Here is a 25141-nt window from a genome sequence, read left to right on the forward strand (position 1 = left end):
ATATCCTAATTGCCGCGTGGCTGGATTAATAGGACGGTAATCAGCACCAAGATAACAACAAGCTGTTGCCAAAACAAACTGGCACTGCTGGTATGGCTCACAATAAAGCCCGCACACATAGGGCCTAAAGCTGATAGCGTAGTGTATATAATTGAGACCTGTCGCACACGATCGGTAATCTCACTGCCAGTACCTTGAAGAGTAGCCCACACCATGCCCAAGGTAAGCAAACCGCCACTCATGCCGCCAACGAGGAAAGCCATGATGGCAAGTGCTGATAAGTTATGCCCTCCCACAAGTACTACAATAACCGCGATCATGCCGAATGTTGCACATAGTTTCGCGGTGTAAATAACCTCTTTGTGGTCTGATAGCCAGCCTATCGGATACTGGCAAACCATGGCACCTATGCCCAGCACGGTGAGTAGCCATGCGGTATCTTTACTAGATAGTCCTATATCGCCGACATAAACAGGCAGCAGTGCCAGTAAGCTACCTTCTATCCAACCACCCAAGCCTGCGATTAAGCCTCCTAAGCCCAGCCAAAACATTAGGTTGAGGCGTAAGGTTTTCTTAATGGAGTGCTTGCTGGATTGCTTAGTATCTGCAACCGTTTCATCGACAGCTGTGATAGTGCTTGCAATGAATAGTGGTGGAATGGCTGTCATGCAAGCTGCCGCAGCCACCCAGAATGCGCTGGGCTTGCTGACGCCAAGTGCGACAATAATCATCGGCCCTGCTACTGAAGCAATTGCAATCAAGGTTTCATGAATGCCGATAATGCGGCCCCGAGCATGTTCTGGTGATAGGCGATAAAGCCATGTTTCATTGGCAATCCATCGTAAACCCAAGCCAAATCCCACGAGCGCTGATGGTAAAAGCCACCACTGAATCTCTAATGTTGGAATCAATACGAAACTGATGGCACTTACCACCAGGCCAAGAATCACGGTATTGCGATAGCCGAGCGAACGCGTCAATTGGCCTGCTGCGAGTAACCCTCCCAGCATGCCGAACCAGAAGGCTGCACTGGTCAGGCCAATCAGCTCTGGGGTTGCATGCCGGGCTTCTAATACGATAGGCAGTAGGGTTGTGCCAAGACCAAACTGGCCGATCTGGGACAAGGTCGAAACCGCATTAAGTGCGGCGATGCTGGTAGTGCGTTGTGCGGTGCTGAGATTTTGTGGAATATCGGGTTTTCTTAGTTCTTGAGCTCAATAACAAAGCCCCTCAGGCCAAAATCTGCTGGCCTGAAGGGCTTGTGAAGCTTACAGCAATTATTTCATGGTTGGCATGACAAACTCAGCACCTGTGCCTTTGTTGCTGGCTGGCCAACGCGAGGTGGTTGTTTTTAGGCGCGTATAAAAACGGATGCCTTCGGTACCGTAGATATGATGGTCGCCAAATAACGAGCGTTTCCAACCGCCAAAGCTGTGGAAAGCAATCGGCACAGGGATGGCCACATTGACGCCAACCATGCCAGCTTGAACTCGATGCGTGAATTCACGGGCTAATTCGCCATCACGTGTAAAAATCGCTACGCCGTTGCCAAACTCATGGTCATTGACCAGTTGTAGCGCCTCTTCAAACGTCTCTGCACGCACTATTGAGAGCACTGGGCCGAAAATCTCCTCTTTGTAGATGCGCATATCTTTGGTCACGTTATCGAATAAACAGGGCGCTAGAAAGAATCCTTGTTCATGCCCAGCATGGCTATAGCCGCGCCCATCAATGACCAGTTTCGCGCCTTCGGTGATGCCCAGGTCAACATACTCTTTTACTTTGGCATAGTGCTGTGGCGTGACTAGCGGGCCCATATCGGCTTTTTCATTTAAGCCTTGATCAATGGTGATGTCTTTCACTTTTTCCTGCAGTTTTGCAATCAATGCGTCGGCTGTATTGCCTACAGTCACCGCGACCGAAATCGCCATACAGCGCTCGCCGGCAGAACCATAGCCTGCGCCTATCAATGCATCAGCGACCTGATCAATATCAGCGTCTGGCATCACTACCAAGTGGTTCTTGGCGCCGCCCAGCGCCTGTACACGTTTGCCGTTCTTGGTACCGGTACTGTAGATATATTCGGCAATTGGCGTGGAGCCTACAAAGCTGATGGCCTGTATGCGTTTGTCTGTCAGCAATACATCCACTGCTTCCTTATCGCCATTCACCAGGTTGAACACGCCTGCAGGCAAGTCAGCTTCAGCAAGTAAATCGGCAAGCATTAGACTGGCACTTGGGGTCTTCTCGGATGGTTTTAGCACAAAAGTATTCCCCGTTGCCAATGCCATTGGGATCATCCACAGCGGTACCATGACGGGAAAGTTGAAAGGCGTAATGCCCGTCACTACGCCAAGTGGCTGGTGCATGCTATATGTGTCGATGCCAGTGCCGACCTGCTCGTTGTAATCGCCTTTGAGCAGGTGCGGCATGCCACAGGCAAACTCGACTACCTCGATGCCGCGCGTGACTTCTCCTCGCGCATCGCTGATGGTTTTGCCATGTTCCAGCGAGATTGTTTTAGCCAGCTCATTGGCATGTTCGTCAAGCAAGGCTTTGAATTTGAATAGAATGCGAGCACGTTTTAATGCTGGCGTACTCGACCATGCAGGAAAGGCCGCTTGTGCAGCGCTAATTGCATGATCTACCTCCACTGCTGTGGCATAGCTTAATTGCGCCTGCACTTCACCAGTTGCAGGGTTGTAGACATCACCAAATCGACTGCTAGTGCCTGCAACATGTTGGCCATTGATGTAGTGGCCTATTGTTTTTGCGCTCATTCCAGATGCTCCAATATTGGGTGGTTAATGTGTGCCTGATGCGATTGATGCATTGCCCAATCTTGCTCGTTTTTTAGGTAACGCGTGTGATCAAGCCCAGCATCACCCGCGGCTACAACGAATTTAATCGCATCGGCAATCGTACTGAAGATGCGGTCAATTTCATGTGGCTCGATAGTGAGCGGTGGCGATACGGCGATGATGTCGCCGGTATAGCGCACATGCACGCCCATCTCATAGCATTTCAGGTAGGTAGCGAAGGACATAGCACCAGGTTTTCCGGCAATCGCCTCGAACTCGATGCCAGCCACCAGCCCGATATTGCGGATGTCTTTCACCATGGGCAGGCCCTTCAGCGAATGTGCTGCTGATTCAAGCCTGCCGCTCAAGCTTGCTCCACGATCTTCCAGTTTTTCGTTGGCGAAGATATCCAGCGTGGCAATCGCAGCGGCACAGGCAATGGGGATGGCGCTATAGGTGTAGCCATGCGGCAATTCAATCGCGTTAGCGGCTGAGTTTTCCATGAAAGCATCATAGATTTCGCGCTTCACCGCGACTGCACCCATAGGAACCACGCCATTGGTCAGGCCTTTGGCGCAGGTAATGATGTCAGGGATCACATCAAAATAATCCGCACCGAACCTGGTGCCCAAGCGGCCAAAGCCTGTAATCACTTCATCAAATATCAGCAATATGCCGTGCTTGGTGCAAATCTCTCGCAGGCGCTTCAGGTAGTTTTTAGGTGGCACGATGACGCCTGCTGAGCCTTGCATCGGTTCAACAATCAGCGAGGCAATGGTTGCGGGGTCGTGCAAGGTCATGATGCGCTGTTCAAACTCGTTGGCCAGCGCGATACCGCCATCCTCAGGTACGCCCTTGGTGAAGGCATTGTTGACGATGTCTAGTGGGTGGCGGATATGGTCAACGCCAGCCAGTGCATTGCCAAAAGCCTTACGGTTGCCTGCAATGCCGCCCACTGCAATGCCACCAAAATTCACGCCATGATAACCGCGCTCGCGACCTATAAGCTTGTTGCGCAGCGGGTTGCCGCATACGCGATGGTAAGCCAGCGCGATTTTGAGCGCTGTCTCTACCGATTCAGAGCCAGAGTTGGTGAAGAATATGCGATCCAGCCCCGCAGGCATGTATTGCGCCACGCGTTCCGCTGCCTCAAACGCCAGTGGGTGGCTGGTCTGGAAAGCCGGTGCATAGTCTAGTGTGCGTAGTTGATTGCCGACTGCTGCGGCAATCTCTTCGCGACCATGCCCTGCAGGCACGCACCACAAGCCTGCTGTGCCATCCAGTATTTGGCGGTCATCCATGGTCGTGAAGTAATTGCCTTTTGCCGCTTTGAATAGACGCGGCATGGCCTTGAACTGTCGATTGGCTGTAAACGGCACCCAGTAATGATCCATATTGGGCAGTTTGATATTGGGCGTGGGCATGATGAAGGCCTTGAATAGCATTGAGTGAATGCAGCAAGTTTCGTAGTGTTCAGTATCTAGTGTCAAGACTGTATTTTTATCAATTTAAGTGATTGATTTAATTGGTGACGAACACATCACTGTTATTGTATATTTAACACTCTAAACACCTGAACAATTAGGCTTGAATATGGACATGGATATTGGGTTTCGCTTGCGCCTGATACGCTTACGGCACCAGTTTTCGCAACGCACGTTGGCAAAACGTGCTGGCGTGGCGAATGCCACTATTTCTTTGATTGAGTCGGGTAATACCAGTCCATCAGTCAGCGCCCTTAAGCGCATTCTGGCGGGTATACCCATGACGTTAGGTGAGTTCTTTTCCGATGAGTTGCCAGGCATGCAGAGTGAAGTCTTTTACCGAGCTGAAACACTGACCGAGATCAGCGGTGGCGAGGGCATCTCATACCGCCAGATTGGCTCGGCCAAGGCTGGCCATGCCTTACAAATCCTCTATGAAACCTACCAGGTGGGCGCAGATACTGGCATGATCATGCTACAACATGAAGGTGAGGAGGGCGGGGTGATTATTAATGGTCAGCTTGAGGTCACGGTAGGTGGTTCAACTCGCGTGCTTGGCGTTGGCGATGCCTATTATTTTAATAGCCGTGAGCAACACCGTTTTCGCAATGTAGGCAATCAGGTTTGTACCTTAGTCAGCTCATGCAGCCCACCTTCCTTTTAACACATCGTTTTTATCCAACCATTGGCAAAGCCTTTTTTATTGCTTTGCAGTTGGTAGCGTTCAATGCATTTGCTGATGGCTCTGATGAAGCAAGCGACATCCAATATAAATTAACAGTCTCTCAATATTCAGCCAAACAACTGAGTGCTACAGACATTAATCTGCGTGCCAAATTTGACCAGCAGTCAGCTTGGCTGGCTTATTACTCAGAAACTCCTGCAGACTTTAAGCAGGCCAGAGCTGGTTATGAGCGCGTAGATAAATGGGACTTGCTTAAGGCTGATTCCACTATTCAAGTCGCAGATTATGGATTTATAGGCGGTTCTCTAACGCTTGAGCTTGGTGGGGCCTTGCACGCCATCGTTGGCTATGGGCGAACCAATCTAAAACCTTACGACAATATCAATTTTGACCCCAATGACTCGATCACATACGGCGCAGGGTTTGAGTTTGAAGAGGGCAAAGACATTGCTTTATATCGAGTGAAAGATGACAGAGTCATGCCTGGGCAGCAGATTGATCATCTATTGCTCCATTATTCGGTAGCAGATAAGAACAAGCTGACACTGGATATTTTTAATAAAAGTGGCCCAGCAGATGCAGACGGTAAATCAATTGCCGGCACTGGCGCTGCCATTTCTGACGAGTGGGCAAAATATTTCATTCGCCTGGCGTATGACCCTAAAGTCAATTTTACGCAGAAGAATATGAGCAGAATATCGCTAGGATTTTACTTCTAGAAAAGTTTTTAATAATAGATAGTGGTGTAACGAAAGATAACTCTTATATAAGACATAACACACTAGACTTTGAGTAAAAGCATGCGATAAACTAAACGCTATGCAAGTACAAGCCTCTCAAGCCGCAAATCAAAAAACCGATAGCCAAACAAATAGCGCGCAACCTGATATGGCACAAGCCCATATAGGATTGCCTAGCTATCAGCCTTTGTATGAACAAATAAAAAAAATGCTCACCCAGAGCCTCATCAATGGCGAATGGGCGGCAGGCGCAGTGATTCCCAGTGAAATGGAATTGGCCAGCCGTTACCAAGTCAGCCAGGGCACGGTGCGCAAGGCTATTGATGCGTTGGTCGCAGATAACATCATGATGCGCCGCCAGGGTAAAGGTACCTATGTCGTTTCTCACGCAGAAGAGGGCGTAAAGGTACGTTTTTTGCGCCTGGCCGATGAAGATGGCGCTAAGATTTTTCCGCGTCACCAGTTATTGAGTTGCGAGCGAGCCATAGCCTCTAAAAGAGTTGCTGTGCGCTTGGGTATTGAAGTCGGTAGCCCGATTATCGAGATCAAGCGCTTATTGGTGCATGCCAGCCAACCACTGATTCTCGATCATATTGCAGTGTCAGCGGCTACGTTTACAGGGCTGGATAGCGCACAGATCAACGCCTATGGCGGCTCAATGAATAGCATGTATGAGCAGGCTTACGGCATCCGCATGGTGCGTGCCGAAGAGGCATTGAAAGCTGTGGCGGCCGATGAAACCTCATCGCAAGCACTAGGTGTGGCTTTAGATAGCCCATTATTGCAGGTGGAACGCACTGCTTATACCTACGGCGACAAACCTATCGAGTGGCGCTTGGGCTTGTGCCTGACAGATGCTTACCACTATCGCAGCGAGCTAGACTAAATGGCTGCCAAGCGCCCTAAAAACCTCAACTTATTCACTATTCGCTTGCCTTTACCAGCGCTGGTTTCCATCATGCACCGTGCTAGCGGTGCGTTTTTATTCCTATTGCTGCCTTTACTGCTTCTGTTGTTCCAACAAAGTTTGGCCTCACCAGATAGCTATGCTGAAGTGCATACCTTATTAAAAACGCCATTGTTCAGGCTGATTTATCTACTGATTATTTGGGCTTATCTACACCATGCACTGGCAGGTTTGCGTCACCTGGCGCTTGATGCACATTTGGGCTTGAACCTTAGATTTGCGCGTGCCAGCAGCATGAGCGTTCTGATTGTCAGCGGTGTGCTAACAGTATTAATGGCATTTTTACTATGGTAATGCGCCGTGGTCATGGTTTTGGTGACTGGATGTGGCAACGCCTGACAGCAGGCACCATGGCTGTTTACTCCGTGGTCGTGCTCATCTATTGGCTAGTCAGCCCTCCAATAGGCTTTGATGGATGGAAAGTCTGGTGTTCACCAATCCCATTCAGGACACTTAGCTTGCTGTTTTTCTGGGCACTCATGTATCACGCCTGGTTGGGGGTGCGCGAGATCATGATGGATTATGTGCATCATCAAGTGCTTAGATTGCGCCTCGAATGGCTGGTCAGGGTGGTTCTGGTTATTTATGCACTGTGGGCAACATGGATTGTGTGGAGTATTTGATGGCGATTGAAGTCCGAAAATTTGATGCGATTGTGGTGGGCGGTGGTGGCGCGGGTTTGCGTGCCGCATTGCAACTGGCTGATAGCGGGTTGAATGTTGCTGTGCTCTCCAAAGTATTCCCGACGCGTTCGCATACTGTAGCAGCTCAGGGTGGTATCGCCGCCGCGCTAAGTAATCTGGGGCAGGATGACTGGCACTGGCATATGTACGACACCATCAAAGGTTCGGATTATCTGGGTGACCAGGATGCCATAGAGTTTATGTGTAAAAATGCGGCCGATGCAATATATGAATTAGAGCATTTTGGCATGCCGTTTGACCGCCTAGATAACGGCAAGATTTTCCAGCGCCCGTTTGGCGGCATGACCCGCCATTACGGCGCAGAAGCCATTTCGCGCACCTGCGCCGTGGCTGACCGCACCGGTCATGCCATGTTGCATACGCTTTACCAGCGCAACGTGCATGCGCAAACGCAGTTTCTAATTGAATGGTTCGCGCTTGATTTAATCCGCGATGCAGATGGTGATGTATTGGGCGTCACTGCGCTAGAAATCGAGACCGGTAAAGTGGTCGCATTTCACGCCAAAGCTACGCTATTTGCTACGGGTGGCGCAGGCCGTATTTTCCATGCCAGTACCAATGCATTCATCAACACGGGTGATGGCCTAGGTATGACAGCCCGTGCAGGTTTTGGCTTGCAGGATATGGAGTTCTGGCAATTCCACCCAACAGGTCTGGCCAATGCTGGCGTGCTGATTACCGAAGGCGTGCGCGGTGAGGGCGGCTATTTGGTGAATTCCGAAGGTGAACGCTTCATGGAGCGCTATGCTCCAAATGCCAAAGATTTAGCTAGCCGCGATGTGGTTTCGCGCTCTATTGCCACTGAGGTGAAAGCAGGGCGTGGCATCGGTATAGATAGCCAGGCGGTTTGGCTAAAACTTGATCATCTTGGCGAAAAAGTCATCGACGCGCGTTTGCCTGGCATTCGCAATATCGCTATTAAATTTGCCAATGTAGATCCAGTGCGTGAACCTATCCCAGTTGTGCCGACTGTGCATTACATGATGGGCGGCATTCCTACGAACATTGATGGCCAAGTGGTTGATAACGGCAAAGTAGTGCAGGGCTTTTATGCAGTGGGTGAATGTGCTTGTGTGTCAGTGCATGGTGCAAACCGTTTGGGCTCAAACTCGCTGCTCGATTTAATGGTGTTCGGTAAAGCGGCTGGAAATCACATGGTGGAAAGTGCGCGCAATACTAGTCATAAGCCTTTGCCTGCCGATTATGCGGATGCAACAGAAGCTCGATTAGCCAGGTTGAATAATCAGCAGTCGGGTGAAAACGTGGCCGAGGTTGGCGATGCCATGCGTAAGGCCATGCAGGCGCATTGTGGTGTATTCCGCTTCCCTGAATTATTGGCAGAGGGCGTAGAAAAAATCATGCAAGTAGCAGCGCGTATTCCATATTTGGAAATCCAGGATAAAAGCCAAGTGTTCAATACCGCACGTGTTGAGGCGCTAGAGCTCGAGAATCTCATCGAAGTCGCAAAAGCCACCATGGTTTCTGCGCATACCCGCCAAGAAAGCAGAGGCGCGCATTGTCGCGAAGATTTCCCGAATCGGGATGATGAGCAGTGGCTAAAGCACTCGGTCTATTATCGCCAGAATAACCTTGTGGCTTATAGCCCGGTGCGTTTGCAGCCATTGACGGTGCCCTCTTTCCCCCTAGTTGCGAGAGTGTATTAAAAGTGGTGCGCGTATATTAAGGAGTTATGCGATGAAATTTTCAATCTACAGATTTAACCCTGATACCGATAAAGACGGCTACATGCAGGATTACGAGATCGAACTCGCACCTAACACGCGTATGCTGCTCGATGCAATATTGCAGATCAAAGCCTTGGACGACACATTAAGCCTGCGTAAATCCTGTCGTGAAGGCGTATGTGGCTCAGATGCCATGAACATTAACGGCAAAAACGGCCTGGCCTGCATGACAGCGGTTGAAGACCTCAAACAACCTATCGTATTGCGCCCCTTGCCGGGCTTGCCTGTAATACGCGATTTAATCGTCGATATGACGCAGTTTTTTGAGCACTACAACTCTATCAAACCCTACCTAATCAATAACGACCCTGTGCCAACTACTGAGCGTCTGCAATCACCTGAAGATCGTGCCAAGTTGGATGGTTTATATGAATGCATTATGTGCGGCGCCTGCACTGCGGCCTGCCCATCATTCTGGTGGAACCCGGATAAATTTGTCGGCCCAGCGGGCTTGCTGGCTGCTTACCGTTTTATTGCTGATAGCCGCGACCACGCTACCGAAGAACGTCTGGAAAACCTGGAAGACCCTTATCGGCTATATCGTTGCCATAACATTATGAACTGCGTGGATGTTTGCCCCAAAGGCTTAAACCCTTCAAAGGCGATTAACGAGATCAAGGCGCTTAAAGTGAAAAACCGCTTCAAGCAAGAAAAGTCGCCTGCAAAATAAATCTAATGCAAACCACGGTATACGAAGAGGAAGCAGCGCTTAGACGCATGGAGTGGCGCTGCCGACGAGGCATGCTGGAGTTAGATCTGCTCTTTACGCCATTTGTGAAAAACCATCTGCCCAACCTCAATCATGCACAAATTGCAGTGCTCGATGAGTTGCTGGACTTGCCAGACAATATTTTATGGAGTTTATTGAGTACGCAGCAAGATAATCACGAGACAGCCAAAAAACAAGTACTAGCAATGCTTGCAAGCAGTTGATTCAGCAGCCCGTTTAGATTCTTATAGTTTTACCATCACATGCCGTACGGCGCTGTAATCCTCAATTGCGTACATCGACATATCCTTGCCATAGCCAGACTTTTTCATGCCGCCATGTGGCATTTCAGAGACCAGCATAAAGTGGGTATTGATCCAGGTGCAGCCATATTGCAGCTCGGCTGAGACGCGCATGGCGCGGCCTACATCGGCTGTCCACACTGAGCTTGCAAGGCCATATTCAGATTCATTTGCCCACCCTAATACTTCGACCTCATCATCAAAACGTGTAATGGAAACTACAGGGCCAAACACTTCTTTGGCGACGATTTCATCGGTTTGTAAAGCGCCAGCGATGATCGTGGGTTCATAGAAAAACCCACGACCAGCGCGCGCTTTGCCACCTGTTGTGATTTCAATATGTTTTTGTGCGGCAGCACGGTCAACAAAGCCAGCCACGCGGCTGCGTTGACGTTCTGAAATCAGCGGTCCCATCTCAACACCTTCGTCATGCTGCTCACCCAGTTGAATACTGGAGGCGGCGGAGGTGAGCTCAGCCACTAGTTTTTCGTAGATGTTTTTGCCTGCGTAAATGCGGCATGCGGCGGTGCAGTCTTGCCCTGCGTTATAAAAGCCGAATGCGCGCACGCCATCAACCACGGCCTGTATGTCAGCATCGTCGAACACTATTACTGGCGCTTTGCCGCCTAATTCCAGGTGCGTGCGCTTCACGCTTTTGGCCGCAACATCCATGATTTTCTGGCCCGTAGAAATGTCACCCGTAATTGAAATCATCTGCACTTGTGGTTGTGAAATCATGGGCGCACCAACTGATTCACCACGCCCAGTAATGATGTTGACCACGCCAGCGGGAAAAATCTCGGCGATTAACTGGGCGAGTTTGAGCGATGTCAGAGGGGTCATTTCAGAAGGTTTTAGTACTACAGTATTGCCTGCAGCTAATGCTGGCCCTAGTTTCCAAGCAGCCATCATCAACGGGTAGTTCCACGGCGCGATAGAGGCTACGACACCTAAGGGGTCGCGACGAATCATGCTGGTATGGCCAGGCAGGTATTCACCAGCAAGTGAGCCAGTCATGTTGCGAATAGCCCCCGCGAAGAAGCGGAATATGTCGGCCACTGCAGGTATTTCATCATTAAGCGCAGCCAAGTAAGGCTTGCCACAGTTGAGCGACTCCAGCGTGGCGAAAGCCTCGGCATTGCTTTCTATGGCATCGGCAAGTTTGAGCAGCATGGTGGCACGGTCGCGTGGGGTGGTTTTTTTCCAGCTGGTAAAAGCCGTAGCGGCTGAGCTGGTTGCCAGTTTTATCTGGTCCATAGAGGCTTCATGGATAGTCGTCAGTAGCTCACCTGTAGCTGGATTGAGGATAGGTTCAGCGTTGCCTTCGCCACTGACAAACTGGCCGTTAATCAATAATTGCTTGGGGAAATCAATCATTTTCATCTCTCTTCAATAATCAGGTTAATGTTAACGGCTACTACCTTCAACGGTGCCTGTGCCACGGGTTAAATAATACGCTGCAATAATGGGCAGGGCGGTAATCAGCATCACCATCATCGCAACCACATTGGTAATGGCTGCATCACGCGGGCGACTGAGCTGGTTGAGCAGCCAGATTGGCAAAGTGATTTCATGGCCAGCGGTAAAAATAGTGACGATGAGCTCGTCGAAGGAGAGCGCAAAAGCTAATAGCGCACCTGCAAGTAAAGCGGTAGCGAGTTGCGGCAGGATAATGTAGCGAAACGTCGTACAACCATCGGCACCCAAATCCATTGATGCCTCTACCAAGCTATGCGGCATGCGCCTGAAACGGGCAATCACGTTGTTATAAATCATCACTACGCAGAACGTGGCATGGCTGACAATAATCGTCCACACCCCAGGGGTGATATCCAGCATATTGATGGCAGAAAGCAGGGCGATACCTGTGATGATGCCAGGTAGCGCAATGGGCAGAATCAGCATGGTGGTGATGGCTTCTTTACCGAAAAAACTTCGCCTGTAAAGCGCTGCGGCGGCCATCACGCCCATGATTAAGGCCATCAAGGTGGCGATGGTGGCTACTTTCAGTGAGAGCAGGATTGCAGCAATCACATCTTCACGTGCCAGTGCTTCATGAACCCAGCGCAAAGTGAAATGACTTTGACTGCCTTCACCTGTTAAAAAGGCATTTAAGAAAATAACCGCAATCGGAAAATGCAAAAAAACTAGGCCGCCATAAGCCAATGTTTTTAGCCACAGTGGAGCAGCGGCTTGTGCTTGATTAGAACGCATCAAAGGCTCCCATGCGTTTTGCCAAAGCCAAGTAAATAAAAATCAGCACAATCGGCACCACAGTAAACGCGGCAGCCAGCGGCATATTGCCGATAGAGCCTTGCATTGTGTAAACCATGGTGCCAATAAACAAGCCGCTAGGGCCAATAAGTTGCGGAATGATGTAGTCACCAAGCGTGAGCGAAAATGTGAATATGGAGCCTGCCACCACGCCAGGGAATACCAGTGGCAGTAAAATTTTACGGAAGGTCTGTGCAGGTTTGGCGCCCAAATCAGATGAAGCTTGCAACAGATTAGATGGCACACGTTCTAGCGCTGCCTGAATCGGCAAAATCATGAATGGCAGCCAGATATAGGTAAATACGATAAATCGACCAAGGTTAGATGTGGCAAGCGTGTTCCCACCAATGCTGGGAATTGCGAGCGTGGCATTAAGTAGGCTGAGTAAACCTAGATGATTAACCAGCCAGTACAAGATGCCTTCTTGCGACAGAATCACTGTCCACGCATAGGTTTTTACGATGTAACTGGCCCACATCGGCAACATCACCGCCACGTAGAAAAAGCCTTTTTCAGCGTGACTGCCGTAGCGTGTCATGTAATAAGCGATAGGAAAGCCAATGACTGCAGTGGCTAATGTGACGGAGACGGCCATGGTTAAAGTGCGCAGGATAATGTCGAGGTTAGTGGCATCGAACAGGCTGCGATAATTCTCCAGTGTTAAATCAGGTGTCACCGACATGCTGAAGCTGTCGAAGGTGTAAAAGCTTTGCCAAAGTAGGCTGAATAGTGAGCCTAGATAAACAACCCCGAACCAGAGCAATGGTGGGGTGAGCAGGAGCAGCAGAAACAGGGTGTTTCTGCGGTAGAGCATATTGGCGAGTGGGCGGGTCAGTTGCAGCATCCTTTATTCACCGTTTGTTTGGTAAAGCACGTTCATGCAGATGTTTCCAGTATCACCATGTGTCGTTGTGGCCAGCACAAATCAATGGTTTGGCCTATTTGAGGTAACGCTGTCTCTAATTCTTGGTGGCTGGCAATTACCATAGTTAATCTATGATCTGCGACAGCAACTTCAATTTTGCTATGAGCACCATGAAATTGAACATCTGTAACCGCCCCTGCCACTTGCATATACTTCTGGCTACTGTCTGGGTTGAGGCTGATATGTTCAGGGCGGATGGAGAAAGGCTGGCGGCTGCCAGTAATCTGCTCTGCGAGATCACCACTGACCACATTAGCCGTACCGACAAAATTAGCGACAAAGCTGGTTTTAGGTTGGGTATAGAGCTGGCGCGGGTGGTCAACCTGTTCGATTTTGCCGTGGTTAAACACAGCGACACGGTCAGACATAGATAACGCTTCACTCTGGTCGTGTGTCACGTAAATAAAGGTAATGCCCAGTTTTTTATGCAGGGTTTTCAGTTCTGACTGCATTTGTTCACGCAGTTTTAAATCGAGTGCACCCAAAGGTTCATCCAGCAATAACACCCGTGGTTTATTCACGATGGCGCGGGCTAAGGCAACCCGCTGCCGTTGTCCGCCCGAGAGCTCGCTTGGTTTGCGCTGGCAATAATCGGCTAGGGCAACCAGTGCCAAAGCTTCTTCTGCGCGCTTGATGCATTCTGCTTTAGCTACACCCTTCACCCGCAAGCCATAGGCCACGTTGTTGAGCACATTCATGTGGGGGAAGAGGGCGTAATCCTGGAATACGGTATTTACTGCTCGCTCGTAGGGCGGCGTGCCAGCAGCTTCTTTGCCAAAAATACGGATACTGCCAGCACTAGGTTGTTCAAAACCTGCAATCAGTCGTAAACAGGTGGTTTTGCCAGAACCGCTAGGGCCCAGCATGGAAAAGAATTCACCTTCAGCAATGGTGACTGAGACATTATCTATCGCCTTAACATTGCCGTAGTGACGGCTGATATTCGAAAACTCAACAGCAATACTCATGGGCTAAACCAAAAAGAATGAAAAGAAAAATCAGGAGTGGCTAAGCACATGATGGCCTAGCCTTTGCTCAATTCTTATTAGCGACCACCCATGATGGCTATAAAGTCAGTTGTCCAGCGGCTGTAGGGAACGCAACCTTCAGGCAGGGAGCATTTAGCTTGCGGGGTTTTCCAGAACTTGATTTCAGTAAAGCGGCTGAAACCATTGTCTGAGCAGAAGTCACTGCCACCCGGCGCTTTGGTTTTACACGCTGTTGGTACAGCAGGGTTAGAGCCAAACCATTCTGCCAAGCCAGATTGCAGGTTTGTATTGAGCGAATGTTCCATCCACATATAAGCGCAATTAGGGTGCGATGCTTTTGTAGCTAGCATGGTGGTATCTGCCCAACCTGTTGCACCTTCTTGCGGGATCACGGAAGCAATTGGTTGTTTTTCAGTCTTTAGGCCATTGACTTGATAAGGCCAAGCGCTGGAAGCGACTACGCCTTCTTTCTTGAAGTCGGTCATCTGCACAGTGACGTCATGCCAATATCTATGAGTCAGCGTTTTTTGCTGGCGTAGCAGTTTGAGCACAGCGGCATATTGTTTCTCGTTTAACTCATACGGGTCTTTAATACCCAGTGATGGGTCTTTTTTCATTAGGTAGAGCGCTGCATCAGCGATATAGATTGGGCCATCATAGGCTTGGATGCGGCCTTTGTTGGGTTTGCCATCAGGCAGGTTTTGTGGCTCGAACACCACAGCCCAGGATGTTGGCGCTTTCTTGAAGGCCTGTGTGTTGTACATAAGCACATTCGGGCCCCACTGATAAGGCACGCCATAGTGTTTGCCATCTACTGTGTGCCATGGCGCATCTTGTAAGCGGCTATCCACCGTGCCCCATGAGGGAATCAGGCTGGTATTAATTTCCTGTACTTTTTTGCCTGCAACCAAGCGCAGGCTGGCATCGCCAGAAGCAGTCACCAGATCATAGCCACCCTTATTCATCAGGGAGACCATTTCATCTGAGGTGCTGGCTGTTTTTACATTCACTTTACAGCCGGTTTCTTTTTCAAAGCCAGTAACCCAGTCATAAGTTTTATCTGATTCGCCACGTTCCAGGTAGCCAGGCCAGGCAACCACATCCAGCTTGCCTTCGCCTTTGCCAATTTTTGTGAGGGGTTCTGCCTGTGCATTACAAATGCCTGCAATCAGCAGTGCTGCTAAAACCTGATTCTTACGAACTAGCGCCATTTAAAAGCTCCCTGTTAGTTGTGGAAAACAGACTCAGACTGACTAAAATCACCAGCTACAAACCTTATTATTTTCTCAAATTGGTAATGCGGCAAGAACCATTTAGATTATTTCAATAGAGCCACTCCTTTTAATCGGCGATGCTTTCATCTAGCGGCAATGCAAAGCCTTCTTTTACTTCCTCCATCACGATGTAGCTTCTGGATTCCTGTGCGCCAGGCAGCGTGAGCAAAATATCGCCAAGTAACGTTCGGTAGTCAGTCATCTGCGTGATACGCGCCTTGATCAGGTAATCAAAATCCCCTGAAACCAAGTGGCATTCCAGCACGCTGGGAAGCTTGAGGATCTCTTGTTTGAATTTGTTGAAAATCGTGCCTGATTTGGTAGATAGCTTCAGCTCTACGAACACAAGCAGGGAGAGCCCAAGCGCGTGGGGATCAAGCCGTGCATGGTAGCCAAGAATCACGCCTTCTTTTTCCAGGCGTTTGACTCGCTCGCCACAGGGTGTGACAGATAAGCCAACTTTTTCAGCTAGTTCGGTAATGGGGATGCGTGCATCTTGCTGCAATACAGACAATATTTTTTTGTCGATACGATCAAGTTCACGAACTGCATGGGTACGTATGCGCATGATTCATCCTTTAATATGCATGAATACTTCTGTAAAAGACTATAAAACAATTGATTGCTGAAAAACAGAAATAATCACTGCTTATTACGTAAATTAAGTTTATTTAATCTACTAAAGTTAAATATTCAGTCAACTAGGCATGTAATGAGCAAATAAACTGTACTGATATTGCTGTAACTCAATTGGCTTGTGGAGATTTATCATGCGCATACTGGTTTTAGGGTCGGGAGTCGTTGGCGTAACGAGTGCTTATTATCTGGCACGCAAAGGTTTTGAAGTCACCGTGATAGATCGCCAGCCTGCGCCAGGGCTGGAAACCAGCTTTGCCAATGCAGGGCAGATATCACCTGGCTACTCAGCGCCTTGGGCAGCGCCTGGCATTCCACTTAAAGCTATGAAATGGCTATTTCAGCGCCATGCCCCATTTTCCATGAAGCCAGATGGCACCCTGTGGCAGCTTCAGTGGGCCTTAAAGCTATTGCAAAACTGTAATGCCGTCAGTTATGACATTAATAAGGAGCGCATGGTGCGCCTCGCCGAATATAGCCGCGACTGCCTGCGTGATTTGCGAGCTAGTACAGGCATTCAATATGAAGCCCGCACTCAAGGCACCTTGCAGGTATTCCGTACCCAGCGCCAGTTGGATGCAGCAGCAAAAGATATTGCCGTATTGAGCCGCATAGGTGTGCCTTTTGAGTTGCTGGATAGAGATGGCTGTGCCATTGCCGAACCTGCTTTAGATTTAGTCAAACACAAACTTACTGGCGGTTTGCGCCTGCCTGGTGATGAAACGGGTGATTGCCAGTTATTTACTGCACGGCTGGCGCAAGAAGCGCACAAGCTTGGTGTAGAGTTTCGCCAGAATGTTTCTATTAATCAATTGCTCACCAGTAATGGCAAACTCACAGGCGTTGAGATTAGTACCAATCAAGGCAAAGAAACGCTCACCGCCGATCAGTACGTGGTTGCACTCGGCAGTTACTCGCGGCAATTGATGCAACAACTAGCGATTGATATTCCTGTTTACCCAGTCAAAGGGTATTCACTTACCGTGCCTGTGGTGAATGCCGAGGCATCACCTGTTTCTACGGTAATGGATGAAACTTACAAAGTAGCCATCACCCGATTTGATAACCGTATTCGCGTGGGTGGCATGGCCGAATTGGCAGGCTTTGATTTGAGCTTGAACCCAAGGCGACGCAAAACGCTGGAAATGATTACCAACGACTTATTCCCCAATGCCGGTGATGTGCCCAATGCCACGCTATGGACTGGCCTGCGTCCTATGACGCCTGATGGCACGCCGATTATCGGCCGTGCATCTGCCAATCCACAACTAGATAACGTCTGGCTCAACACAGGCCACGGTACTTTAGGCTGGACTATGGCCTGTGGATCAGGCCAGGTATTGGCCGATATGCTTGCCCAGCATAAAACCGCCATTCGCAGTGATGATTTGGCGATTGGACGTTACAGTGCAAGCAAGCGCAGCAATAGCGAGCAGTCTGCTGCTTTTACATATCAAACAAAATAAACAATAAAGCCGCCTATGTCACGTCCTGCTATTGCTCATATTCGCCTCGATGCGTTTCGTCATAATTACCGCATCGCCAAACAGTCTCACGGCGGTAAGGCACTGGCTGTTATCAAAGCCAACGCTTACGGCCATGGGGCAATTCAATGCGCGCAAGCGATTGAAAATGAAGCCGATGGCTTTGCTGTAGCGGCGATAGAAGAAGCATTGCAACTGCGTGAGGCCAGGATAACAGCCCCCATTTTATTGCTCGAAGGCTTTTTTGAGGCTGCAGAGTTACCAGTTATCGTAGCGAATGATTTTTGGATAGTGATTCATCATCTCTGGCAGGTAGAGGTATTGCTTGAGACTGCTCTGGCAAAGCCGCTCAATGTCTGGCTTAAGCTAGATAGCGGCATGCATCGAGTAGGGCTGTCACCTGCTGATTACAGTGAGGCTTATTCACGCCTAAGCCAGCATGTTAATGTCGCCAAGCTTGTACTGATGACACATTTTGCCAATGCAGATAATTTGAATTCTGACCATACACAGCAGCAAGTCGCCGTTTTTCAAGAAACGATTACTGGCATGGGCAAGCTTTCTGCCGCGCTTTGCGAGACCAGCCTTGCCAATTCCGCAGGTATTCTTAGCTGGCCACAAGCGCAAGGCAACTGGTCACGCCCCGGCATTATGCTGTATGGCGCCAGCCCAGTATCAGAGCGGCTTACAGGGCAGGCGCTACGCGCTGTCATGCAACTCACATCACGCATTATTTCCATACGAAAAATCGCCAAAGGTGAATCTACCGGCTACGGCAGCATATTTACCGCCGAGCGCGATACTAAGGTTGGCGTGGTGGCATGTGGCTACGCTGATGGCTACCCAAGGTCTGCTACCACAGGCACACCAATCGCCGTTGACGGCCAAATGACGCGGCTGATAGGCCGTGTTTCTATGGACATGCTGTTTGTCGATCTCACAGATATACCAAACGCGGAGATTGGCAGCCAGGTAGAGCTATGGGGCGATCAAGTATCTGCCAATGAGGTTGCACAATCCGCAGGTACCATAGCTTATGAGCTGTTTTGTAATGTCAAACGGGTACAGTTTAAATATTCAGATGTGGGCTGAGAAATAAGTTTTTCTTATTTAACTCGTCACTACTAATTTAAGTGTATTAGATTGGTAGTGATGAGACTTCTTATGACAGCTATCGACCCTTAGCAGACACTTGAGTAAGTAAAGGAAGGGTTAGGTATTCATCAATGGCTCATCATTCCCTTGGTTACCAACTGCATAACTCTTACACGCCCCCAACGCGGTAATAATTTTAGCGAATACTCCAATAATTTTGCTAAAAATCCTGGGCGTACTGTTGTAGATTTACCTAGTGCGTTGAGAGTATCTGAGGCTATTGTCTTAGGATGAGCCGCAGCACCCATTTTCAGATTGGATCGCGTGCTGAAACCTGTATTAATTGGTCCAGGAGCAGAAGCATGCACATCCACACCGTATGGTGCTAGCTCTATATGCAAGCCTTCTGCTAATGTTTGAACATAGGCTTTCGTTGCTGCATAGTTTGCCATATTAGGCACACCTTGAAATGCCATAATTGAACTCATTAAAACAATTCCACCTTTTTTTTGAGTTGAGAATCTTTTTCCATAGTGATGGCTAAGCACTAGCAGGGCACGACAGTTAACATCCAGCATATTTAGCTCAGTTTGCAGATCCGCATTAATTAATGGCCCTGACGTGCCGTAGCCAGCATTCGCTATCAGTAAGCCAATATTCAATGCTGAAGTCGATTGCACCAGACTTTTTAATGCGGAAATCTCACTTAAATCTGCAGATATCACCATAGTCTGCACGTTAAACTCTTTCTTTATAGTTTCGGACAGGCGCTCAAGCAACTCAACTCTGCGTGCCACGAGTACTACATTTAAACCTCTTTCAGCAAGTGAAAGTGCCATTTCACGGCCAACACCTTCTGACGCGCCTGTAACTATTGCCCAGTCACCATACTTTTTCTGGAAAGCTATTTGTTGCTTTGTGTATTTGTTCATCATAATTCCCTTGAAGTTACGTAATGAGTTCTGGATATCGTTTTGAATAATTCTTATATAAAATTCGATTATTAAAATTTAGTTAAATTATTTTTGTGTGCTTAGTGCAACTAAATATTACCGTATAATAGTTACTATGTAATAAATAGTAACTATTATAATAATAGTTATATTTTAAATTGACAAGGGTTTTTGTGGACAATAAAACAGTGATAAAAGGTATCAGGTGCCCTGTTGCCAGAGCAGTAGAAGTTATTGGAGATAAGTGGGCGTCACTTATTTTAAGAGATCTTTTTATGCAAGGTCCTCGGCGATTTCAAGATTTCGCTGATTCCCTGCAAGGAATATCCCCCAACGTCTTATCAAGCCGAATAAAAAAATTACTGGAGTTGGATGTAATCAAAACTCAGCAGTATTCTGTACATCCGCCACGAAATGAATATGCTTTATCTGAAAAAGGAGAAGACTTGGGTGATGTTATTGCTGGACTAAGAGACTGGGGAATAAAACATACCCGTGATGAGTAGCTCTTAGGCTAGTCAAAACTTAAAACTCAAGATTAATATTGTGTTATTTGTCCTAATTACAACTCGGTTAAATATGAAGTGCTAGCGTCAGCTTTTGGCCGATAGCGGTCATATACAAATGCAGATAAACGACATCAGATCAGTTAATCTTTTGCCTGCCAAATCACATAAATCTTCTTGATTGCTTCCAACGTTTCCCAAGTGCCTTTGAAGCCTGCAGGTAAAACAAATGTGCTGCCTGCGCCAAACTCTTTTGCGTTGCCTGCTGCATCGGTTAAACGTACCCGACCTTCCAAAATGTAGCAGACCTCTTCTTCGGTGTAGTTCACGGTTTTGGCGCCTACGCTGGAGTGCCATATGCCTGCGAAAAACTGTTCAGTAGGGTCGGTGTAGTGGTTGAATGTCGTCATCTTTATTTCAACGTTGGCATCGCTGGAAATGCCTGTCACTACACGCTCTTGAGGCACCGTCCCGTATTCTGGCTCTACTGTATTCGTGGCAAAATCAATCACGTCATTGATGGTTTTTGTCATGTTTTTTCCTTATTTCAAATTAATTGCTAAGTTCGTTTAGGCATTCATCAAAGATATAGGCCAAACGCTTTACGTCATCTACGCTGGTGGCAGGACATACCAGCATCATATTATGGAACGGTGTTAGCAGTACGCCACGATTAAGCAGGTAAAGATGGATAGCGCTTTCAATAACGTCATTCTGTGCATTGCGTGCTTCCTCAGCATTGCTTGGTGTTGCTTCGCAGAATTGCAGCTCCAGACGAGCACCCAGGCGTGTGATGTTCCAGGGTAAGTCGTGAGATTTAATACTTGCGATCAATTGATCTTCTAGCGACTCAGCCAAGCCCAGCATATGCGCATAGGCTGCATCTGTGGCAACTTCCGTTAGCGTGGCATGGATTGCGGCGAGCGTCATCATGTTGCCAGAGAGGGTGGTGCCTATGCCAGAGTGCCCTGGTGGCGCTTGGTCTTTTGCTGCTTTCATTTGCTCGGCCATTGCGGCACTAAACCCATAAGCAGCGGCTGGCAGGCCACCTGCAATAGGCTTGCCGACAACTAAAAAGTCAGGTACTACACCGTGGTTTTTTGCCCAGCCACCACGCCCTGTAGAAATGGTGTGGGTTTCATCTAGCACCAGCAGCGTGCCATATTGCTGGGTGAGGTTACGCAAGCTTTCGATAAAGCCCGCTTTGGCAGGCACCATGCCGCAATTGGTGAGGGCGGGTTCGGTGAGCAGGCAGGCGATGTCACCTTTGGCTAGCTCGCGCTCAACTGTCGCAATATCGTTGAATGGCACGGCAACGGTGTATTGGCCCAAATCATATACTTGGCCGAGCAAGCTACTGCGGTTAATGGTTTTGCCAACCACGGCATCTACGATGGTTTCATTGCGCATGGTCATGTCTACCATGGCATCATCAAAAGTCCCGTGGTAACAGCCATCAAACACCAGCAGTTTTTTGCGGCCAGTGACCGCGCGTGCCCAGCGCAATACAAAGCGGTTGGCATCCGTTGCTGTAGTGGCTAGTTGCCAGTAGGGCAAGCCAAAGTGGTCAGCTAGAGCTTCGCCTACGTTGGGTGTGAGGCTTGATGGCAACATAGTGGTAAAACCTGCTGAAGCCTGCGCAGCAATCGCTTGTGCTAACGCTGGCGGGCAATGCCCAAACATGGCGCCTGTATCGCCCAAACAGAAATCCACATAATAAATGTCATCTACACATGTGAAGTGCGAACCCTGCGCATATTTCACAAACAAAGGCGCGGGTGTGCCCCAATCATTCATCCAGTGCATGGGCACACCATACAAAAAGTGCTCATTTGCACTTACGGATAACTGCATAGATTGCGGGTGCAGCCGCACGTAATCAGCGCGTTCATTTTCCAGCATCTGCTGGGCGTTATTGAAGAGTGTTTCATGTTGTAATTGCATAGGTTTGATTTCGTTTAATGTCTTTGTGCATGCGGTAAAGTGTGCAAAGTGGCTCTGGATATTTTTGCATATTGGTTCTATCAGGTATGCCAAAATATGCATTATCATCTTACCAATTTTCAAGCGAATGTTGATTGTTTTTAGTAGCCATTTTTATATGAGGTAATGCAATGGATCACGGATTTGCCTATGTGATGACAGGCGGTTTTTTAGGTGTGCCATTCAGCACAGATGGGCTTGCCAATAAGGCTTTTGGTGTTGCTGGCATCAGTTGGGATGGCAGCGTGACTAACCGCACAGGTGCTAGATTCGGCCCACGCGGCATACGCCAGGCCAGTCATATGCTGTGCGGCGATGAGCATCCATTTTTTGATACAACGCCTGTAGAAGATTTGGTTGATCTCGGTGATTTGTTATTGCCCAATACCAGCCTCGAAAGCATGCGCGCTGCGTTAATCCCGCAAGTTGCTTCATTACTGGCTAGCCAGAGTGTTGGACAACAAATGGTCTGGCTGGGCGGTGACCACTCTATTACTTTGCCGCTGTTGCGTGCCTATCATGCGCATTACGGGCAGCCTTTAGCTGTGATCCACTTTGATGCACATTGTGATACTTGGGAAAGCCATTTTGGCGAGCCATCTGGCCATGGCACATGGGTGTACGAGGCGATCACCGAAGGTTTAGTGATCCCTGAAGGCTTTGTGCAAATCGGTATTCGCTCCTCTGGCGAGCGCGCAGCAAGAGAGTATGTGAACGAGCAGGGCGGCCGTATCTACACAGGCCGTGAGTTGCGTGGTCGTGATGGCGCAGCCCTGCAAGACGTGATTGATGAAGTGCGCACGCGCATGGCTAAACTCGGGAACCCACCACTATATTTAACATTTGATATAGATGCCCTAGATCCAGCTTTTGCCCCAGGTACAGGCACGCCAGAGCCTGGCGGTTTGACCACGGCGCAAGCAATGACCTTGCTTGAGGCTTGGTATGACCTCAACTGGGTAGGCATGGATTGCACCGAGGTTGCCCCAGCTTATGACCATGCTGAACTCACTACTAATGCCGCAGCGAACCTGATCTGGACATGGTTGTGTGGCCGTATGTTGGCCAAGAGTGAAGGCAAAACCTACTAATGTCTGCTGAACTTAAATCTGTCGAACTGAAGCTCACGCAAAACTCCTACTACGCCGCCAGTGCCAACAGCGTGCCTGATTATCCGCAGCTATCTTCGGATATAGAGGCAGATGTTTGTATCGTAGGCGGAGGCTTTGCAGGCTTATCTAGTGCCATTGAGTTGGCTGATCGTGGTTACTCTGTGGTGGTGCTTGAAGCCAAACATATCGGCTGGGGCGCCAGCGGCCGCAATGGTGGGCAGATTATTGCAGGACTTGCTTGCGAGCAATCAGTCATCGAAAAAGCATTGGGATTGGAAGCCGCAAAAAAAGTCTGGGCGATGACCATAGAAGCGCTCGATTTAGTGCGCGAACGGGTGAAGCGATTCAATATTCAGTGTGATCTACAAGATGGTTTTTTAGGCGTTGCCGTTAACCCGCGCAAAAGCGCCAGCTTGCGGCTGTGGTTTGACGAGATGTCGAAAAAGTATAATTACGATACTGATGCCCAATGGATAGAGCCTACTAGTATTGGTGAATGGATAGACAGCCCTCGGTATCACAGCGGCTATTTTGATAAACGCTCTGGGCATTTACACCCGCTTAACTACTGCCTTGGTTTGGCTAAAGGCGCCGCGAGTCTTGGTGTCCAGATTTTCCAGAATTCGCCTGTGAAAACTATGCAAGAGGGTGAAACAGCCATATTGCAGACTGATAAAGGCCAAGTAAAAGCTAAATATGTGGTGCTCGCAGGCAATATGTATTTGCCAGAAGTCTCGCCAAAATTAGCGCCTAAGCTTAGCCGTAGAATCATGCCAGTTGGCACCTATATCATTGGTACTGAGCCTATTGAGCCTGAGTTGGCCGCTAGATTGATCCCAACCAAAGCAGCAGTGTGCGATACCAATTTTATTCTCGATTACTTTCGCTTTGCTGCCGACGCTGCATCACAAAAACAGCGCATGATTTATGGCGGGCGTGTCAGCTATAGCGCTATGACGCCGCCTAACCTGACCGCCACAATGCAGGCGCGCATGGCCGAGACTTTCCCACAGTTAGCCAATACTAAAGTGGAATACACTTGGGGCGGTTTTGTCGATATCACCATGAACCGCGCCCCAGATTTTGGCCGCATTGCGCCGAATGTGTATTACCTGCAGGGCTTTTCTGGCCATGGCGTGGCCCTCACTGGCATGGCAGGTAAGCTCGTTGCAGAGGCAATAGCAGGGCAGGCTGAGCGGCTGGATATGATGGCTAAAATCCCTCACCATGATTTCCCGGGCGGAAAATTATTGCGCATGCCAGCGCTAGTACTTGGTATGGCTTGGTATCAGTTACGAGATAAGTTAGGTTAAGTGATCTCTTTGCTGTAACTGTAAAACACTTCATCACGCACCCATCCTAACGATTCATATAGTGCTTGTGCTGGCAGATTGGTTTTGGCCGTGGTTAAGTCTAGCCTTGCGAAATCATGTTTGGCTGCGTATTCATGAGCAGCAATCATCAGTGCTTTGCCGGCACCACTTTTACGCACTGAGGGATCCACAAACAAATCGTAAAGTACGCCGATTCTGGCCGCGATCACGGAACAGAAACTGGGATAAATCTGGCAAAAACCAATAATCTTTTGTTCACTGTTTATCGCAACCAATATTGCCGAGTCTTTATTATTCAGGCGCTCTGTGACAAATTGCTCGGCGAGCCTTATATCTGATGCTTGCTCATAAAATACTCGGTAGGCGTTAAACAACGTGGCAAGTTGCGGCAGATCATCTGGTGAAGCTAAACGTATCGTTGTCATTTCGTGCTTGTTTT

26 protein-coding genes are annotated in these 25141 nt (G+C 48.8%); 13 read left to right on the forward strand and 13 right to left on the reverse strand.

Annotation, left to right across the window (positions count from 1 at the left end; all coding sequences use genetic code 11):
• Window positions 1-5: 5 nt before the first annotated feature.
• The 3 genes from ZMTM_RS06530 to ZMTM_RS06540 form a co-directional block, all read right to left on the reverse strand.
• Entirely contained in the window at window positions 6-1190 is a 1185-nt protein-coding gene (locus tag ZMTM_RS06530) for an MFS transporter (RefSeq protein ID WP_318840547.1), read from the reverse strand.
• Between the two features lie 87 nt (window positions 1191-1277).
• Entirely contained in the window at window positions 1278-2780 is a 1503-nt protein-coding gene (locus ZMTM_RS06535) for a CoA-acylating methylmalonate-semialdehyde dehydrogenase (protein WP_221765464.1), read from the reverse strand.
• Entirely contained in the window at window positions 2777-4225 is a 1449-nt protein-coding gene (locus ZMTM_RS06540; RefSeq protein ID WP_221765465.1) for an aminotransferase class III-fold pyridoxal phosphate-dependent enzyme, read from the reverse strand. The genes ZMTM_RS06535 and ZMTM_RS06540 overlap by 4 nt, the downstream gene beginning before the upstream one ends.
• Window positions 4226-4394: 169 nt before the next feature.
• On the opposite strand from ZMTM_RS06540, the gene ZMTM_RS06545 reads away from it, so the two are divergent.
• The 8 genes from ZMTM_RS06545 to ZMTM_RS06580 all read left to right on the forward strand — a co-directional run bounded on the left by ZMTM_RS06545 (window position 4395) and on the right by ZMTM_RS06580 (window position 10059).
• On the forward strand, window positions 4395-4949 hold the full coding sequence (locus tag ZMTM_RS06545; protein ID WP_221765466.1) for a cupin domain-containing protein: 555 nt from the start codon (window positions 4395-4397) through the stop codon (window positions 4947-4949).
• Window positions 4928-5689: a hypothetical protein gene (locus tag ZMTM_RS06550; RefSeq protein WP_221765467.1), complete on the forward strand. Its 762-nt coding sequence runs from the start codon at window positions 4928-4930 to the stop codon at window positions 5687-5689. Before ZMTM_RS06545 ends, ZMTM_RS06550 begins: the two co-directional genes overlap by 22 nt.
• Before the next feature lie 169 nt (window positions 5690-5858).
• Window positions 5859-6596 (forward strand): GntR family transcriptional regulator, encoded by a 738-nt coding sequence (locus ZMTM_RS06555; RefSeq protein ID WP_221765615.1) that lies wholly within the window; start codon window positions 5859-5861, stop codon window positions 6594-6596.
• Window positions 6597-6971: a succinate dehydrogenase, cytochrome b556 subunit gene (gene sdhC, locus ZMTM_RS06560; protein ID WP_221765468.1), complete on the forward strand. Its 375-nt coding sequence runs from the start codon at window positions 6597-6599 to the stop codon at window positions 6969-6971.
• On the forward strand, window positions 6965-7300 hold the full coding sequence (gene sdhD, locus ZMTM_RS06565; protein ID WP_221765469.1) for a succinate dehydrogenase, hydrophobic membrane anchor protein: 336 nt from the start codon (window positions 6965-6967) through the stop codon (window positions 7298-7300). Before sdhC ends, sdhD begins: the two co-directional genes overlap by 7 nt.
• Entirely contained in the window at window positions 7300-9045 is a 1746-nt protein-coding gene (gene sdhA, locus ZMTM_RS06570) for a succinate dehydrogenase flavoprotein subunit (RefSeq protein ID WP_221765470.1), read from the forward strand. The genes sdhD and sdhA overlap by 1 nt, the downstream gene beginning before the upstream one ends.
• Before the next feature lie 31 nt (window positions 9046-9076).
• The gene (locus ZMTM_RS06575) at window positions 9077-9796 is read left to right on the forward strand and encodes a succinate dehydrogenase iron-sulfur subunit (RefSeq protein ID WP_221765471.1); all 720 of its coding nucleotides are present in this window, start codon (window positions 9077-9079) and stop codon (window positions 9794-9796) included.
• A gap of 5 nt (window positions 9797-9801) precedes the next feature.
• Window positions 9802-10059: an FAD assembly factor SdhE gene (locus ZMTM_RS06580; protein ID WP_221765472.1), complete on the forward strand. Its 258-nt coding sequence runs from the start codon at window positions 9802-9804 to the stop codon at window positions 10057-10059.
• 21 nt (window positions 10060-10080) lie between these two features.
• Here the strand turns inward: ZMTM_RS06580 and ZMTM_RS06585 are convergent, their stop codons facing one another.
• The 6 genes from ZMTM_RS06585 to ZMTM_RS06610 form a co-directional block, all read right to left on the reverse strand.
• Window positions 10081-11514, reverse strand: coding sequence for a gamma-aminobutyraldehyde dehydrogenase (locus tag ZMTM_RS06585; protein WP_221765473.1), 1434 nt, complete (start codon window positions 11512-11514; stop codon window positions 10081-10083).
• A 30-nt stretch (window positions 11515-11544) separates the two neighbouring features.
• Entirely contained in the window at window positions 11545-12351 is an 807-nt protein-coding gene (locus ZMTM_RS06590; RefSeq protein ID WP_221765474.1) for an ABC transporter permease, read from the reverse strand.
• Window positions 12341-13255 carry an ABC transporter permease gene (locus tag ZMTM_RS06595; RefSeq protein WP_221765475.1) on the reverse strand — a complete coding sequence of 305 codons (915 nt, stop codon included), beginning with the start codon at window positions 13253-13255 and terminating at the stop codon, window positions 12341-12343. The genes ZMTM_RS06590 and ZMTM_RS06595 overlap by 11 nt, the downstream gene beginning before the upstream one ends.
• 32 nt (window positions 13256-13287) lie before the next feature.
• Complete coding sequence (locus ZMTM_RS06600; protein ID WP_221765476.1) at window positions 13288-14304, reverse strand: ABC transporter ATP-binding protein; 1017 nt, start codon at window positions 14302-14304, stop codon at window positions 13288-13290.
• Between the two features lie 77 nt (window positions 14305-14381).
• The gene (locus ZMTM_RS06605; protein WP_221765477.1) at window positions 14382-15536 is read right to left on the reverse strand and encodes an ABC transporter substrate-binding protein; all 1155 of its coding nucleotides are present in this window, start codon (window positions 15534-15536) and stop codon (window positions 14382-14384) included.
• A 130-nt stretch (window positions 15537-15666) separates the two neighbouring features.
• Complete coding sequence (locus ZMTM_RS06610) at window positions 15667-16167, reverse strand: winged helix-turn-helix transcriptional regulator (RefSeq protein ID WP_221765478.1); 501 nt, start codon at window positions 16165-16167, stop codon at window positions 15667-15669.
• A 202-nt stretch (window positions 16168-16369) separates the two neighbouring features.
• Here ZMTM_RS06610 and ZMTM_RS06615 point away from each other — a divergent pair, with 202 nt between their 5' ends.
• Window positions 16370-17701: a D-amino acid dehydrogenase gene (locus ZMTM_RS06615; protein ID WP_221765479.1), complete on the forward strand. Its 1332-nt coding sequence runs from the start codon at window positions 16370-16372 to the stop codon at window positions 17699-17701.
• A gap of 15 nt (window positions 17702-17716) precedes the next feature.
• Complete coding sequence (alr, locus tag ZMTM_RS06620) at window positions 17717-18811, forward strand: alanine racemase (RefSeq protein WP_221765480.1); 1095 nt, start codon at window positions 17717-17719, stop codon at window positions 18809-18811.
• 131 nt (window positions 18812-18942) lie between these two features.
• Here the strand turns inward: alr and ZMTM_RS06625 are convergent, their stop codons facing one another.
• Window positions 18943-19749 (reverse strand): SDR family NAD(P)-dependent oxidoreductase, encoded by an 807-nt coding sequence (locus ZMTM_RS06625; protein WP_221765481.1) that lies wholly within the window; start codon window positions 19747-19749, stop codon window positions 18943-18945.
• Window positions 19750-19940: 191 nt separating this feature from the next.
• On the opposite strand from ZMTM_RS06625, the gene ZMTM_RS06630 reads away from it, so the two are divergent.
• On the forward strand, window positions 19941-20273 hold the full coding sequence (locus ZMTM_RS06630) for a winged helix-turn-helix transcriptional regulator (RefSeq protein ID WP_221765482.1): 333 nt from the start codon (window positions 19941-19943) through the stop codon (window positions 20271-20273).
• A 143-nt stretch (window positions 20274-20416) separates the two neighbouring features.
• Here the strand turns inward: ZMTM_RS06630 and ZMTM_RS06635 are convergent, their stop codons facing one another.
• The gene (locus tag ZMTM_RS06635; protein WP_221765483.1) at window positions 20417-20806 is read right to left on the reverse strand and encodes a cupin domain-containing protein; all 390 of its coding nucleotides are present in this window, start codon (window positions 20804-20806) and stop codon (window positions 20417-20419) included.
• A gap of 19 nt (window positions 20807-20825) precedes the next feature.
• Window positions 20826-22217 (reverse strand): aspartate aminotransferase family protein, encoded by a 1392-nt coding sequence (locus ZMTM_RS06640; protein ID WP_221765484.1) that lies wholly within the window; start codon window positions 22215-22217, stop codon window positions 20826-20828.
• Between the two features lie 170 nt (window positions 22218-22387).
• On the opposite strand from ZMTM_RS06640, the gene speB reads away from it, so the two are divergent.
• Together speB and ZMTM_RS06650 are read left to right on the forward strand one after the other, a co-directional pair.
• Window positions 22388-23347, forward strand: a complete 960-nt coding sequence (speB, locus tag ZMTM_RS06645; RefSeq protein WP_221765485.1) for an agmatinase — start codon at window positions 22388-22390, stop codon at window positions 23345-23347.
• The gene (locus tag ZMTM_RS06650) at window positions 23347-24681 is read left to right on the forward strand and encodes an NAD(P)/FAD-dependent oxidoreductase (protein WP_221765486.1); all 1335 of its coding nucleotides are present in this window, start codon (window positions 23347-23349) and stop codon (window positions 24679-24681) included. The genes speB and ZMTM_RS06650 overlap by 1 nt, the downstream gene beginning before the upstream one ends.
• On the opposite strand, the gene ZMTM_RS06655 is transcribed toward ZMTM_RS06650, so the two are convergent.
• Window positions 24678-25127, reverse strand: a complete 450-nt coding sequence (locus ZMTM_RS06655) for a GNAT family N-acetyltransferase (RefSeq protein WP_221765487.1) — start codon at window positions 25125-25127, stop codon at window positions 24678-24680. The two genes, ZMTM_RS06650 and ZMTM_RS06655, sit on opposite strands and share 4 nt — an antisense overlap.
• Between the last annotated feature and the right edge of the window lie 14 nt (window positions 25128-25141).

This window comes from Methyloradius palustris, from assembly GCF_019703875.1.
GTDB lineage: Bacteria > Pseudomonadota > Gammaproteobacteria > Burkholderiales > Methylophilaceae > Methyloradius > Methyloradius palustris.

Excerpts from the sequence above, each read along its gene's own strand:
- ZMTM_RS06535 (WP_221765464.1), bottom strand. The coding sequence starts at position 2,780 with ATGAGCGCAAAAACAATAGGCCACTACATCAATGGCCAACATGTTGCA.
- ZMTM_RS06540 (WP_221765465.1), bottom strand. The coding sequence starts at position 4,225 with ATGCCCACGCCCAATATCAAACTGCCCAATATGGATCATTACTGGGTG.
- ZMTM_RS06545 (WP_221765466.1), top strand. The coding sequence starts at position 4,395 with ATGGACATGGATATTGGGTTTCGCTTGCGCCTGATACGCTTACGGCAC.
- ZMTM_RS06550 (WP_221765467.1), top strand. The coding sequence starts at position 4,928 with ATGCAGCCCACCTTCCTTTTAACACATCGTTTTTATCCAACCATTGGC.
- ZMTM_RS06555 (WP_221765615.1), top strand. The coding sequence starts at position 5,859 with ATGGCACAAGCCCATATAGGATTGCCTAGCTATCAGCCTTTGTATGAA.
- sdhC (WP_221765468.1), top strand. The coding sequence starts at position 6,597 with ATGGCTGCCAAGCGCCCTAAAAACCTCAACTTATTCACTATTCGCTTG.
- sdhD (WP_221765469.1), top strand. The coding sequence starts at position 6,965 with ATGGTAATGCGCCGTGGTCATGGTTTTGGTGACTGGATGTGGCAACGC.
- sdhA (WP_221765470.1), top strand. The coding sequence starts at position 7,300 with ATGGCGATTGAAGTCCGAAAATTTGATGCGATTGTGGTGGGCGGTGGT.
- ZMTM_RS06575 (WP_221765471.1), top strand. The coding sequence starts at position 9,077 with ATGAAATTTTCAATCTACAGATTTAACCCTGATACCGATAAAGACGGC.
- ZMTM_RS06580 (WP_221765472.1), top strand. The coding sequence starts at position 9,802 with ATGCAAACCACGGTATACGAAGAGGAAGCAGCGCTTAGACGCATGGAG.
- ZMTM_RS06585 (WP_221765473.1), bottom strand. The coding sequence starts at position 11,514 with ATGATTGATTTCCCCAAGCAATTATTGATTAACGGCCAGTTTGTCAGT.
- ZMTM_RS06590 (WP_221765474.1), bottom strand. The coding sequence starts at position 12,351 with ATGCGTTCTAATCAAGCACAAGCCGCTGCTCCACTGTGGCTAAAAACA.
- ZMTM_RS06595 (WP_221765475.1), bottom strand. The coding sequence starts at position 13,255 with ATGCTGCAACTGACCCGCCCACTCGCCAATATGCTCTACCGCAGAAAC.
- ZMTM_RS06600 (WP_221765476.1), bottom strand. The coding sequence starts at position 14,304 with ATGAGTATTGCTGTTGAGTTTTCGAATATCAGCCGTCACTACGGCAAT.
- ZMTM_RS06605 (WP_221765477.1), bottom strand. The coding sequence starts at position 15,536 with ATGGCGCTAGTTCGTAAGAATCAGGTTTTAGCAGCACTGCTGATTGCA.
- ZMTM_RS06610 (WP_221765478.1), bottom strand. The coding sequence starts at position 16,167 with ATGCGCATACGTACCCATGCAGTTCGTGAACTTGATCGTATCGACAAA.
- ZMTM_RS06615 (WP_221765479.1), top strand. The coding sequence starts at position 16,370 with ATGCGCATACTGGTTTTAGGGTCGGGAGTCGTTGGCGTAACGAGTGCT.
- alr (WP_221765480.1), top strand. The coding sequence starts at position 17,717 with ATGTCACGTCCTGCTATTGCTCATATTCGCCTCGATGCGTTTCGTCAT.
- ZMTM_RS06625 (WP_221765481.1), bottom strand. The coding sequence starts at position 19,749 with ATGATGAACAAATACACAAAGCAACAAATAGCTTTCCAGAAAAAGTAT.
- ZMTM_RS06635 (WP_221765483.1), bottom strand. The coding sequence starts at position 20,806 with ATGACAAAAACCATCAATGACGTGATTGATTTTGCCACGAATACAGTA.
- ZMTM_RS06640 (WP_221765484.1), bottom strand. The coding sequence starts at position 22,217 with ATGCAATTACAACATGAAACACTCTTCAATAACGCCCAGCAGATGCTG.
- speB (WP_221765485.1), top strand. The coding sequence starts at position 22,388 with ATGGATCACGGATTTGCCTATGTGATGACAGGCGGTTTTTTAGGTGTG.
- ZMTM_RS06650 (WP_221765486.1), top strand. The coding sequence starts at position 23,347 with ATGTCTGCTGAACTTAAATCTGTCGAACTGAAGCTCACGCAAAACTCC.
- ZMTM_RS06655 (WP_221765487.1), bottom strand. The coding sequence starts at position 25,127 with ATGACAACGATACGTTTAGCTTCACCAGATGATCTGCCGCAACTTGCC.